This is a genomic window from Rhizobium sp. 32-5/1 (assembly GCF_029537235.1).
Classification (GTDB): Bacteria; Pseudomonadota; Alphaproteobacteria; order Rhizobiales; family Rhizobiaceae; genus Pararhizobium.
The window spans coordinates 108,592-120,853 of the sequence record NZ_CP120638.1 but is presented as its reverse complement, the minus strand read 5'-3'; the positions used below and the strand labels follow the sequence as shown (position 1 = coordinate 120,853).

The window sequence follows — 12,262 nt, the reverse complement described above, 5'->3', positions numbered from 1 at the left end:
GATCTAATAAACCGGCCAAGCCGTCGAGCATGTCTTCGACCATGGCTGGCAGAGCAATATGAAGCTCCGCTGCGCACAGGCGCTGGCCCGAAGAAAGTGGTTTTGCCCTTGATGGGCTGGCTCAGACAGCGGGCGTTGCGACAGCACTCCGCTGCCGGAGTGGTAGGACGAAGGCGGTCTCATGGGGTAGCGGCAAGACAGGCCCAACCTTACCTCTTCATTCCGACCGAGACTGGCTTACCGGTTGCGTCTACTGGCATGAAGCTCAGTCGGCTTTTGGCCTCAGGCAAAGCAGCGGTCTTCGCTGCCAACCATGCGAGGTTTGCCGATGCATAAACCTGCTTAAAGCACCCGTTCACCTGGAGGTTATTGTAGAACCGAACATCAATCCCCTTCCCTTCGATTACAGTGAAACGTGGACGCCAGTTTATTGCACGGTCTGCGGACGGACGCGTGGCTACAAAGCAGGCTCCACGAGCCAGCGGCAACGCAATACGTGTGTCTTGTCGCCAATATCCGGGGCCTGTGTGTTTGGGCAGATTGCGAGTATCTTCATACAGCTGGACCGGGCTATCGGAGATGATAAACTCCTCACCCTGAGGCGCACGGATGATGGACCAATCCATCTGGGCGACCAATGGGGCGAAGTGCTCGGCGGCGTTCAACGCTCGAACGGTCTCTTCGAAGCCCACGTAGACGCTGCCATCTTCCCCAAGTTTCAGCCCCCATTCTCGGAGAACTTCCTCGCATCGACCGTTTTTGCCGCTCCCGAGGCCTTGTTTATTTCCCGAGTGTAATTTTCGACGGACGCAATCATGTCTGAAGGAAAATCGTGTTGCTCGATGCCGAGGAGCATATCTGCGAATTCCTGCCGCTTGCGGAGAGACCTGAAATCCTGGGTCGTCAAGTAAAGTGAAAAATCCGCACGCTGCTGAGGCGTTGGAGCTTTACCAGATACCATCAGTTCCACCACGACGGAGCCAGCCGCTTCAATAGTGCCGAGCTTCTTTTCGATAGTCTGAGTGTCGATTTCGCCGGATACCAACTTTGCCGCGTTGTAGTATCGCTGAACCGCAACCCCTTCGGGCGCGGAGCGAAAAACATGTCCCTGTCTTCGGGCGAAAACGCTTAGCATTTCGTCGGTGCCTGAAAAGCGTCTAAGCAAAAATCGAGGTACGTAGTGCTGCCGTTTTACATCGTTCAAGATGCCCCTCCTGGTCATGTTTAAACAGCATCCAACAGTATGCCGCTTCGGAGCAGATCTTTGTCAAGAATGCCGCTGCGGGAAGCAATCTTAACGGGAGGGTTTCCTGCGGTCATGTCATCTAGCATTTGAGACTGAAACAAGCTCCATCTAACACCCGTGCGCGAATCAGGATAGTTTCACACCCATGGCTTGAGGGACAGGAGTGGAAAGATTGGAGGCACATTCGATTGGACCGCCGACGGTGGTGGATGACGGCCATCAGTTGGCAGCAACGATCTCCGAACTACTAAATGACCATTCGCCCCGAGCCAAAAACCAATTGGACTCTGGCGGAGAACCCGGCGAACATCCAGGGGTCACCCGCTATTCCAACACACCCGGGCTTGTTGCTGACGGTAGTCTAGACACTCCAATTCGCCAGTGCTCTGGTGTGAGGATGGCTCGCCTTCTTGGGGCAGCCTCGAAGACCTCCTTTATGACGCGCCCTTTTGTCATATATTTGCCCACGGCGTTCATGAAGTCGTCGACGGTTTCCCAGATTCCCACATTTACATACGAAACATAACTCTGGGAAACCCAGGTTGTCCGATCATCTTGATCGTCCGGCTCGATGGTCCAAGTCACCCCTTCGTGGAAGCTGTCATCTTCCACTCGACTTAGGAATTCAGCCACGAGGCCGCGAGCGCCCTCCAGTTTCAATCCGGTCTTCCACTTATCCAGGAATGCACCTACCTGAGCAGGTTGTACGCGCCAGTTTATCAAGGCGATGATCATGATTGCTTCTCCTCGAAGAATTTCTCGAAATGCGTAAACCTGCTCATCGAATGTCGTCAAGGTTGCGGCAGGGCAACCGAATTGCGAAAAATCCGACTCCACTCCGTCTCGGGCTTGCAGTCAACGCGAACTTGAGCGTGGGAGCTGGACATCGGTTTCTTTGCTGATGCAGCCTGTAGCGATCACCAACTACTGCCTCAGATGCCCGCAGTGGGCCAAGACGGTCGCAATCGTCGCTCAGACATTACCATCATGATAAGCTAGGGATGCTTCGACGGGATCGAAAACGTCGGATGAAGGCTGCTTTTGGGCGAACATAAGCGTTCTCCTGAAAAAGCTTCTGAAGGCTGAAGGTGCCAGGATCAGTCGATCACAGGCCAACTCCTTGCCAAGTCCCGCAGGTCTCGGAATATTTCCTCCCAGCGGTCTTTCTCAATTTTCAAGCCAATCACATTGCGTACTAGGAACGCGCCCTCGGCAGCGAGATACGCGATGCGCTGACGCCGGGCATCGGGCGTATCGGCTTCAAGGTCACGTAGGCGATCCTGATACCAATCTTTCATAACATGGCTAGTCCGACCATTCTCTGCGATTGCTGCGAGCATGGTCAGAACCGTTCGCCCAATTTCAACGTCTTCTTGTTCGGTCGTTTTAAGGTGTGCCAGAACGTGAGCCTCGGCCGTATCGACACCGGCCTTCTCATCCTCGAACCTGACTTTCTCTCGATCCATCCAACGTGTGAGCAACGCCTCAAGAAGATTGTCGCGTGTCACAAAGATCGTCTGAACGGTACCTTTCGATAGACCGGCAGCGGCTGCAAGCGAGCCGAATGTCAAGGAAATCGCACCGTTTTCGCCAACGCACTTCTCAGCCACATCTAGAAGACGGTCACGATCAATCACGCGTGGTCTTGCCATTTACACCTATTGCCTCTTCATCATATGGCCGTATCTAGGTCGTGCAATCTCGTATCTAAAACACGACGATTATGTGAGTTGCCGCCGACCGATGATATTCGGGACGCGCCTTGGCGCTGAGAAAAGCTCCCGGGCTGCGGTGAACCCCTTTTCCATTAATCGGGCTCTGAAATTTCAAACAGGCCGAAATAGTTACGCTCTAGCGTTTCCATTACCCGCCCAATTCGACCGAAGTTATCCAAAGTTTTCGCAAAGTGGGCTTTGTCTTCTTCAACGTCGACGGCACCGGTCAGCACCAATTGCCAAACGCCGCGTAAGAAGTATGCGTCATGATTGTACGTTTCTGATTCCCGTTTCAGCATATCCTCGGTCATGCCGAAAAACTCTTCAATCTCGGCAACCGTCAAGGCGCGCTTCATTGCGCGGCGAAAAAGGTCAGGCTTTAGCACCTGCCATAAGACGAGTGAGATGATGAGGGTTTGATATCCGGAATAGATTCGATGGAATTCCTTCCGTTGCGGCAATAGTACCAGGCGCGTCAGAACCTTTTCGATGTCTCGGAGCGAGATTTGCGTACCCTTGAGGGTCATACTGAGCAGATCACCAGCAACCTCTAACATCTTGGGCTCGATGCCCATTTCTTTCGCCGTGGCTCTGAAGTAGCGGATTGAAGCGTGGGCCGAAAGATCGTCACCGACATGTTGGGGGAGAGACAGCGACAGCGATACGAAGCGCTTAAGGTAATCACCGGCGTTGATACCCGTTCCATATCGAACACGGACAATCTGCTCCAGCGCCTCAAGATTTACGCCCAGAACGAAATGAACCCGATCAACGGCGAAGAAATGCTTGATCACTTCAAGAACCGAGAGCGCGTAATCTGGTCGGCAACGGTCTAACTCATCGACAACGATGATTAGAGGTTTCCCGTCCTTGTTTATCTCGCTGAGAGCAGCACGAAACTGCAGCATCGCAGCACGACGGCCGTCTTCGCGCTTCCAGAACGCTTCAGCTGCGTCCTGAGCCTCCTTCCCGGCGGCCTCTACAGCCGCATCAATCACGGGACCCGCTACTTCAGTCACGCCTGCTGTGGCAAAAGCAGCGGCAATTCTCAAAGCCGGACGAGCCACCGTTGCGACGACCTTTTTCGCTTTCTTCCAGCTTCTTCGCGGTTGTCCTGCTGGAAGCCGATCACCTATCGCACCGGTCAGGCCGATCAATGGATCATCCAGATAGTCATTAGCAAACGCGTCAAAGTAAACGGTAGTGGCGGTGCCACCGTTTTCGACCGTGTGCGCCCCAACCCAACGCTTCAGAAAATACGACTTTCCACTTCCCCAAGGCCCATCAACTGCCAGGACGATAGGGTCTTCAACCCTCTCCAGTAGTTCTGACATTCTCTGCCCGGCAGCCCTCCTTTCCAGGAGATCAGATTCACCGAAGCCCTCCTCGTAGAGAGCAACGTCGTTTTGCAGCGGATGGAGTCGCATTTTTATATACCGAGTGTTTCGTCGCGGCAGAGACTGGTGTTATTGGCCAGCGAACTCAAGATTAGTGACAACGAAGGCTGAGGTTTTCCACTTGCGCGCGTGCGGACGGCGCTACCGAAAGCATTATGCAGCGATTTGGAACGGGTTTCTTGACTTAATCAGCGGGTCCACCACGTGCCAGGAACTCTCGCCCCTTGTCGCTGACCACGTCGGTCCGGACCGTGACGAAATAGCGAATATTTCCTGTCTCGATGACGGCCGATCCGAGCGCACGGACGCGTTCAAGGAACTGTAAGAGTTCCTTGTCGCCAGGCTGGATCGTAATTGAGTCCTTGGCACCCATCATCAGAACCTATCACCGCCCCAGAACTTCTTGCAACGAGTTTGACGACGCAAAGGAGGGGCGAAGGGTTGGTGTATGCGCAACACCACACACGACGATGAAACCACCCGTTTACATTCATCGTATGTTAATTAATCTTTCAGACAGTATCCCTCGACAGGGACAAAAATCAGACCTCGCATGGATAGAGGTTGAAGATGAAATTGGCTTTTATATTAGACACTGATGTTATAAGCGAAACGAGCAAGACAAGCCCCCATCCGGTCGTCGTCGAATTTATACGGACCGCGCCAAACATATTTTTACCAGGCGCTGCCCTTCTGGAAATACAAAAAGGGATTACGGAGCTTTGCGCTCGCAATCCGATCAAGGCGGTCCGATTGAGCGCCTGGTACAAGGAGCTGACGAACGGTGAAATACCGATCATCTTGCCGTCCTTGGAAATCATCGAAGTGTGCGGAACGCTCTCTGCCGAACCGTCTCTGAAAAACCTTCACGTACCTCGCGCCGACGCTAAAGACCCGAGTTTCGGACAAGACCTCTATATTGCGGCAACTGCCTTGGTATACCGAGCGGCGATAGCCACCTTCAATGTCCGAGACTTTCTTCTTATCAATGCAATCCACCCTCTTCCTGGCATCTACGACCCGAAAAGCGGGATATGGCACGCACAGATGGAGCCTATCGATTTCGGGATCGAGCCAAGCTTGGCAGACGAGCAAGACGGACCTAATTTCCTGTCGCCTCCGCCCAATGGCGGGTAATTCAGATTCCTCCAGCAAGGAATTCTTTCAATTCGATAAAAATTTATCAGTTCGTTTATCAGCTGAAAAATCCTTGGTGCGCTAAGGAGTTTGCCAGATCGGGATGGTTGGGGTTTGGCATATGCTTCAGGAATCTGCAGATGTGGTCGAAGTGCGTGCGGAGGATGAAAATTGCGTCTCCGAAAATCAGATCGACCATTTCAAGGTCGCTAGAGCATCCATACTCAGAGCACGCAAACGTATTACAGATGCCATGCTCGCAATCGTTAGCGCGACCGAGGACCTTCGAGAGAACACTGGTATCGATGCCAAGCGTACGCATATCTGGCTGATGGAAGACTGTGGTCTATCAAAAGCGGACGCACGCACAGTTCGCTTCTATCCCGACCGCCTGCGCAAAGATGAACAAGTAATCAGGCTCGGGCGGGTAGCACCGGAAGCGATTAGAGCATTGGTCGCGACCACTGACGAGGTTCGGGCCGAAGCGGTAACTCGCATTTCCAGCGGCGAGGTCATGAGCCCGTACAAGGTTCAGGCTATCCGTCGAGCCCAGCTCGCCTTAACGACGCCAGACAGCCACGACTGGTACAATGAGGGTCAGCTGTACTTGAGGAAGAGAGCGAGTCAACAAAGTGCTCACCTTCTGTACGACATCCGAAATGCGGCGCGGGCACTGTTAGACGAGCGGAGAGCAGCAGCCGTTCGTCACGCGGCCATTGCGGACATGGATCAAGTAGAGTTTGACTACTTCTACGTTGAGACGCCGGAATGGGCACGCGACGTCGAGACTCTGGTTGATCTGTCACGTGCGCTACGCGAGAAATTCGAAATATTGTTCCCCGGGCCGCACCCGACCGGAGCCGAAGCGCTCACACTCGGAGTTGATGATCCCTACGCCGCCTGGATCGCTAATACCTATCACGGCCTGTACGATCTCATGTCCGATTGCCGCCCCTGCAGAACCGATGGAGAGGAATTGTTGAGGCAGTTGGCCGGTTTGAAACCCGCGCCCGAGCCGAGTATCAAATCCGCGTCGCAATCTGAATTTGAAGCGGCTGCCGTAGGGCTTGATCTCCCGGGCCGCTTACGCATGCGTCCAGTGAAAACGTTGAAGTCTGTTGAACTTTGCGCAGGTATCGGCGGCGAAGCGATTGGCCTGAGTGCCGCCGGGTTCCGACCATCGATCCTCGTTGATAATGACATGCACGCGACGCTCACACTGATGGCGAACCGCCCCGATTGGACGGTAAGAAGGAAGCGTCTCGATCATCCTATCGTAACAGGTGAGCTTTCAAAGCTTCGGGATCAGATCGATCTGGTTGCAGGCGGAGTTCCATGCCAGCCCTTTTCGACCGGAGGCAACAGCGAAGGTGTCGCAGATAAGCGAAACCAGTTTCCGCAGGCCATTGAGATCGTCAAAGCTGTCCGGCCGAAAGCGTTCTACTTCGAGAACGTCGAGGGCTTGCTCGATAGCAAACACACGCCGCATCTCCTGGACATTATCTCGCGCCTTCAAGAGCACGGCTACAACGTCGGAACCTACGTCCTTGACGCGGCGGACTGGGGTGTCGCCCAGCGGCGGCGGCGGATGATCATTTACGGGTTGTCGAGCGACCTGGGCGTCAAGGAGCTGACGGTTCCGATGCCCTCTCGCGACCTGCGCACGAACTTCCGTAATAGTGTGACAGACATCTTATTCCCCTACTGGTCTGCGAGCCGCGCTCATCAAGACGCCAGTTTCCCTATCGCTGACCAGCGCGAATATGACGAATGGGTAGAAGCGTGGCTTGGCGTGCATGGAGATAAAGTTGCTCCGACCGTTACCGGCGTGAACCCTAACAAGGCAGTCACCGGAAGATGGGAAAGCGTGGGCATTGATTACTCACGCTTGCTGCCCGAACCCGTCAGACCAGGAGAGTTACCGCCCAATGGGCTCGCTCCGGTAACGATTTCGCTGCTGATGCGCTTGCAAGGCTTTCCAACCGGCTGGCAACTTTCACCGAATGCATCTTTGCTTGTTAAAAGAACACTCGTGGCAAACGCGTTCCCTCCGGTCTTAGCACGCGTCGTTGGTCAGCAGCTGCACGGCGTAATTTCTGGTGAACATGTCGATCTTACGGCTGCTGCGTCAGCCCCGATCAACCTCGAAGCCTTGAAGCCTGCCGTGAGGAAAGGTTTGAACCGTACCCGCTATCCAGACGACCCACGGCGCGAGGCAGCATCCCAAACTCGGTATAAACTGGAAGCCGAGATCGTGCCGGATTACTTATTTGAGTACGGGGACTGATCCTGCTTGTATCGCGCGGATGCTGGCTTTTAACTCCGCGCGATCTTCCCTAGAACCTCCATAGTGGACCGCGCCGTTCTCGCGCAAGACCGCTTCCTCGTCATTGAAAAACTCAAGGTGGTACTTACGACCTTCGGCGTCCGTGAACACGAGCATCTCGACGGTACCATGGACGTCGTCTTGTCTGCGTTCGGCGAGGACCGGACCACCACCAATTTTGTTCAGTACCTCCTTCAAGTCTTCGTAAAGGACCGCGAGCGCGAAGTTCTGCGTATGTGTGGGTCCGTCGCCCTTCTGCACGACAGGATTCTCGGGCAGGAACTGGATGAGGCTCGGAATGACTGACTCCGGCGGCCATTCGCGCAGTTCGTGAACCTCGGGATAGTTGAACGCATTGGATGTCCATCCATTGTCACTCACCGTGAGAATTTCGGCCCAATCAACGTCCATTATGCACTTTGCCCACGAGGCTGTCGCCGACCTCGTCTTGGCCTTTCCATCGAAGTGCAACGTGATAACGCTAGCGCGGTCGCGAGACGGGTTCTCAAACGACACGACGACCCTTTTGTCGACCTCTCTGACCACCGGCTCCAGTCCCAACTCTTTTAGGACCGGATCAAGTGCCCTCAGCTCCTCAAGCCTGGGCGCTATGTAGGCCTGAAGGTTTGCCTCACGTTTTATGTTGATACGAGCGTTAAGATCAGTAGGAAATTGGGCCATGTTCAAGCTCTCCGACATTAGTGTCAGAAGAGCTTTTCGTTCATTTCTGCAATCAACAATGCTGGCAATCTTGTCGGCCGAAAAGCGTTGCTGGCTACCAGCAAGCTCAACATAAAAATACGATAGACTTTTAATCCGTTTAGTGGCACGCTCGTAACGTCCACATGCCTACGGAGGCGCAAATGATGCTGAAAGAAAGCATATCTCGCTAAAGGCGGGATCATTTGGAAGCGGTTTTGCCCGTGAGTTGGCATGCCGATCATTTGGACACTCCCGCGTCGAAAGTTCCTTTCTCGACCATGGTGGAGTCTGTATTGCGTTATCTCCCGACAGCTTCTCATAAGCGAAAAGCGCGCGAAGACCTGCCGTCACTGACGGCTTTGCGCGTTAGCGAATTCATTAGACATAATCATCAATTCCAGCGATCAGGTCCAATATTCGGCAGTTTAGGACCAGTCTCAGGCCAGTTTTTTCCGTGTCGGGACCTGCGCTCTTCTTCTAAGTATGCTTTCATGCTTTCAACACACCGAGATGAAGCGAGAGCGATGGCAGAGCAGATCAAGACGAATTTGGATAGGCGAGCAGCGAACCGGGATGGGTTAACAACTTCGTTAGCGATGAAAACCGGAATTCCCGTTTCGCCCCTGCTTTGATCTCGAAGACCCGCTATGTTCATTTCAACGCAACACAACTGGACGAACAGATGACTGAAAGGATTGATAACTGCCACAAAGCGGCAACCCCATCGCCCGCACGTCTTGTCGTGCACCGTTCGAGCGACCTGGGAAAGCCCCCGAGCGGTGCTGCCTTCAATAGCCGAATATCCTGACGCGCCGCGTCGCTAACTGATCCCTCACAATCAAACGGAGTTCGCTGCCATGTTGCAGAACCCTTTCGCGCGCCTTGTTGGTGCCGCACTGCATCAGCGCCAGCCGCTTCCCTACGGGGTTCCAGCGCGGCCTGGCTGACGCTCGATAACGACCCGGGGCACCCTAATCAGTTGCCCTGATCCCTTACCAAAGAACAAGCAACAATCCCGGTGGCTCGGCTTCGGGAAACGACGAGCTGTGTCTCGTGAAAGGAATTAACAGTGACGAAACCGGATTATAGCGTGCGGGTCCCGACGCTCCAGGAAATGATCGCGATGGTGGTCGAAACCTATCACAAACCGTATAGGGACCAAACGTTCATCGCTCTTTTCGACCAGACCCCGCGTCAGGCGTGGGTGGCCGGAAGCCAGAAGCGAGGTGCGGTTCCGGGACGGATTGGGAAGGCAGGGATGCGCTTGGCCCGCTAACCTGTCCTCCTGCAATTTGGCCCGGACAGTGCTGCAGCCACTCTAAAGGCTGACCTGAGGCCCGAAAAGAAAACTACCAGCAATCCCGTGGCTCGGCCTCGGGAAACGACGAGGTGTGCCTCGCGAAAGGATGGAATGATGAAAAATGACGCTCTGAACGGGGTAACCTCCCCGGCCGATGAATTGGCAACGCTTATCGCTAAAATTTGTACTCACCTGGCGTTGGAAAGTACGCGTGTTTCTCGGACCCGAGAGGGGGCAAGTGAAATGTGGGAAGATGTCGAAAATGACCCGGTCCGCGTTCCTAAATGGGTCACGACTGCGCGGAGACGCTCGATACCGAGGTAGCTCATCTAGCTACCTCGGTGTATGAACCGGGCGAGCTTCCCGCTATATGCGGCTTCGATCCGAGGTCTCGCCTGCACCGCATGACACGCAATAGAGCAAACATAGCTTCCGACAGCGGCGCTGTCGGAAAACGGAGACCTGCAAGTTATGAATGGAGAAAGCGATGAAAGACAACTATGACCATCAACCACTTTCGTACTTCACAGTACCACCGCCGTGCACTCCCGCGATACTTGCGAGAGCAATACTCGCTCTGCAGAACTTGGACGCATCGATCCGTCCTATCCAACCGGCGGAACTCCAAAACTTCGTCAAGGCCTGGAATGCCGGGTATGGCGCAAGAGAGCCGCTCCGCATCAGCCCGCTGAAGTCGACCGAGGCGTTTCCAATAAAACTCTAGGACACAGCCCCAACCCCAATCCCACCACAATAACGAGCCTCTCGCGATTTCCGCCAGAGGAAACGGGCATCTGCGCCCAGAAAAAGGAGCAAATTATGACCGACGAAGAACCCAGCAACCCGCTTGAGGCCCCGCGAAAGCCGCTGGGAGACTTAGTGACCGACATCATGCAATCGATCTCCACGACAGAGCCGAGAACACAAATCGTAGAGTATGGGCCGAATGCGCTGTGGTGCGATGCCCATCTTCTGCCCGAAGTGATCGGCGTCGACAACGGCTCCGCGTATATCAGCGAGCATTTTCGGCGTCTTCTGACCCCGTCGTAGCCCCGGCCGCTTCTCCCGCCTGATCAACCCATTCCGCACTGAACGCGTCGGGCAGTCACCCGGTCGACGGCGGAGCTATGCTTAAAGGAAAGTAAAAATGAACAAGACCGTAATGGAAAGCGAGCAACAGCCGCTTGAACTCAAAAACATCCTCAGCACTCAATCTCGTAAGCGCCGTCGTGCAGTTATGAGTAACTTGGACGTCCATGGCCCTTACACCAACAAGGAACTCCAGTTGCTCCTCATGTTCGCGTCCGATGGCGACGGAGACATCTTCGAGAAATACGACCGACTCTGCTGGCACGTCAACGCGTACCACAAGGTCAAGGGGTTGAAAAAGCGCCGCCTTCGCATCCCGTCCCGTCAATACTTCTATAAGCTGGATCGTACCGTCGGCCTCCCGATCTCCCCCGATTGACCGTACAAAGCTGAAATCTGAGCATACCCTAGTACGTCGCTCGCTCCGACAACAACCTCCTCAAAGCTCCTGCGCAGAAAAGCTTGGCCCACACGCCGAGATGGAAAACTGCGCCCTCCGCAAAGGCTGAGCATGATTGAAGAACGCCTCCGCTTGTACTCGCAACACCTCGAACGAGGGACGGTGCGACGCCGCCACGATACCTATGCGCACACGAACCCCGACCGGCCATCCTCAGGCCGCTTCATTATTCCCGGTGTTACACCGGATGACGATGCTGGGCTGACCTTTGAAGAAGCGAAAGGTCGCTACGACGTTGCGTGGGTCCCGGCAAGACAGTCGACTGCGAGCCGCCGCATCTCGCAGAAAGGGCGTGGCTCTGTCCGAGGAAGCCTTGTGGACTACGCACGGTGGATCGTGCTCACCTTTGAAAGCATGCTCGAATATTACCTGGCCAATATGTTGATGGCCGATCCCAACTGCAGGCGCGTTGAAGACCAGCCTCCCGCCGTGAAGTATTTCCTTGGCAAGCCGATGGAGCACTATTTCGATTTCCGCTCTACATCCACTTCGTTCTTCCGCATTGCCTACAACGTGAAACCAGCGGAGTTTCTGGAGCGTGACCGAACACTTCAAAAGATCGATGCTATAGCCGCCGCCAATATCCCCCGTTTTGCCGACCAGGCTCTGATCGTTACCGAGAACGAGATAACCCGCGAAAAAGGTATGAACGCGGTCGACATCAATGACGCCCGCAAAGAACGCAACCAAGCTGATTGCGATCAAGTCCATGAGCGTCTTCTGAAATTGGGCCAGCCGATCCAAATTTGGCAGCTTCAAGACATGATCGGCGATCTGTCGATGGTCTGGAATGCTCTTCTGTGCCTTCTGTTTGACCGGAAAATCCGAATTCAGAGCCCCGGTATGCGCTTTAGCGATGAGCGCTTAATCGTAGCTGCATAGATGAAGGA

At 54.4% G+C, this 12,262-nt stretch carries 12 protein-coding genes; 5 read left to right on the top strand and 7 right to left on the bottom strand.

The window, feature by feature from the left end; translation table 11 throughout:
• Positions 1–718 precede the first annotated feature (718 nt).
• The 5 genes from P6U16_RS00605 to P6U16_RS00585 form a co-directional block, all read right to left on the bottom strand.
• Positions 719–1,204 (bottom strand): DUF4238 domain-containing protein, encoded by a 486-nt coding sequence (locus P6U16_RS00605; RefSeq protein ID WP_277702225.1) that lies wholly within the window; start codon positions 1,202–1,204, stop codon positions 719–721.
• A 366-nt stretch (positions 1,205–1,570) separates the two neighbouring features.
• A complete protein-coding gene (locus P6U16_RS00600; RefSeq protein ID WP_277702224.1) occupies positions 1,571–1,981 on the bottom strand; it encodes a hypothetical protein in 411 nt (136 codons plus the stop codon).
• Between the two features lie 362 nt (positions 1,982–2,343).
• Complete coding sequence (locus P6U16_RS00595; RefSeq protein ID WP_277702223.1) at positions 2,344–2,883, bottom strand: TetR family transcriptional regulator; 540 nt, start codon at positions 2,881–2,883, stop codon at positions 2,344–2,346.
• A gap of 170 nt (positions 2,884–3,053) precedes the next feature.
• Positions 3,054–4,388 (bottom strand): P-loop NTPase fold protein, encoded by a 1,335-nt coding sequence (locus tag P6U16_RS00590; RefSeq protein WP_277702222.1) that lies wholly within the window; start codon positions 4,386–4,388, stop codon positions 3,054–3,056.
• A 154-nt stretch (positions 4,389–4,542) separates the two neighbouring features.
• Positions 4,543–4,734 carry a hypothetical protein gene (locus tag P6U16_RS00585; RefSeq protein ID WP_277702220.1) on the bottom strand — a complete coding sequence of 64 codons (192 nt, stop codon included), beginning with the start codon at positions 4,732–4,734 and terminating at the stop codon, positions 4,543–4,545.
• A 194-nt stretch (positions 4,735–4,928) separates the two neighbouring features.
• Between P6U16_RS00585 and P6U16_RS00580 the strand changes: the two genes are divergently transcribed.
• Both P6U16_RS00580 and dcm read left to right on the top strand, forming a co-directional pair.
• Complete coding sequence (locus tag P6U16_RS00580) at positions 4,929–5,495, top strand: type II toxin-antitoxin system VapC family toxin (RefSeq protein WP_277703950.1); 567 nt, start codon at positions 4,929–4,931, stop codon at positions 5,493–5,495.
• Positions 5,496–5,616: 121 nt separating this feature from the next.
• On the top strand, positions 5,617–7,782 hold the full coding sequence (gene dcm, locus P6U16_RS00575) for a DNA (cytosine-5-)-methyltransferase (RefSeq protein WP_277702218.1): 2,166 nt from the start codon (positions 5,617–5,619) through the stop codon (positions 7,780–7,782).
• Here the strand turns inward: dcm and P6U16_RS00570 are convergent.
• Both P6U16_RS00570 and P6U16_RS00565 read right to left on the bottom strand, forming a co-directional pair.
• Positions 7,762–8,502 (bottom strand): hypothetical protein, encoded by a 741-nt coding sequence (locus P6U16_RS00570; RefSeq protein WP_277702217.1) that lies wholly within the window; start codon positions 8,500–8,502, stop codon positions 7,762–7,764. The genes dcm and P6U16_RS00570 overlap by 21 nt on opposite strands.
• 23 nt (positions 8,503–8,525) lie before the next feature.
• The gene (locus P6U16_RS00565; protein WP_277702216.1) at positions 8,526–8,765 is read right to left on the bottom strand and encodes a hypothetical protein; all 240 of its coding nucleotides are present in this window, start codon (positions 8,763–8,765) and stop codon (positions 8,526–8,528) included.
• 1,877 nt (positions 8,766–10,642) lie between these two features.
• Here P6U16_RS00565 and P6U16_RS00560 point away from each other — a divergent pair.
• From P6U16_RS00560 to P6U16_RS00550, 3 genes are all read left to right on the top strand, one after another.
• Positions 10,643–10,873: a hypothetical protein gene (locus P6U16_RS00560; RefSeq protein ID WP_277702214.1), complete on the top strand. Its 231-nt coding sequence runs from the start codon at positions 10,643–10,645 to the stop codon at positions 10,871–10,873.
• Between the two features lie 97 nt (positions 10,874–10,970).
• A complete protein-coding gene (locus tag P6U16_RS00555) occupies positions 10,971–11,291 on the top strand; it encodes a hypothetical protein (RefSeq protein ID WP_277702213.1) in 321 nt (106 codons plus the stop codon).
• 132 nt (positions 11,292–11,423) lie between these two features.
• A complete protein-coding gene (locus P6U16_RS00550; protein ID WP_277702212.1) occupies positions 11,424–12,254 on the top strand; it encodes a hypothetical protein in 831 nt (276 codons plus the stop codon).
• Positions 12,255–12,262 lie beyond the last annotated feature (8 nt).

What these genes read in the sequence shown, in the direction of transcription:
- P6U16_RS00600 (WP_277702224.1), bottom strand. Translation starts at nt 1,981, where the DNA reads ATGATCATCGCCTTGATAAACTGGCGCGTACAACCTGCTCAGGTAGGT.
- P6U16_RS00590 (WP_277702222.1), bottom strand. Translation starts at nt 4,388, where the DNA reads ATGCGACTCCATCCGCTGCAAAACGACGTTGCTCTCTACGAGGAGGGC.
- P6U16_RS00585 (WP_277702220.1), bottom strand. Translation starts at nt 4,734, where the DNA reads ATGATGGGTGCCAAGGACTCAATTACGATCCAGCCTGGCGACAAGGAA.
- P6U16_RS00580 (WP_277703950.1), top strand. Translation starts at nt 4,929, where the DNA reads ATGAAATTGGCTTTTATATTAGACACTGATGTTATAAGCGAAACGAGC.
- dcm (WP_277702218.1), top strand. Translation starts at nt 5,617, where the DNA reads ATGCTTCAGGAATCTGCAGATGTGGTCGAAGTGCGTGCGGAGGATGAA.
- P6U16_RS00570 (WP_277702217.1), bottom strand. Translation starts at nt 8,502, where the DNA reads ATGGCCCAATTTCCTACTGATCTTAACGCTCGTATCAACATAAAACGT.
- P6U16_RS00565 (WP_277702216.1), bottom strand. Translation starts at nt 8,765, where the DNA reads ATGATCGGCATGCCAACTCACGGGCAAAACCGCTTCCAAATGATCCCG.
- P6U16_RS00560 (WP_277702214.1), top strand. Translation starts at nt 10,643, where the DNA reads ATGACCGACGAAGAACCCAGCAACCCGCTTGAGGCCCCGCGAAAGCCG.
- P6U16_RS00555 (WP_277702213.1), top strand. Translation starts at nt 10,971, where the DNA reads ATGAACAAGACCGTAATGGAAAGCGAGCAACAGCCGCTTGAACTCAAA.
- P6U16_RS00550 (WP_277702212.1), top strand. Translation starts at nt 11,424, where the DNA reads ATGATTGAAGAACGCCTCCGCTTGTACTCGCAACACCTCGAACGAGGG.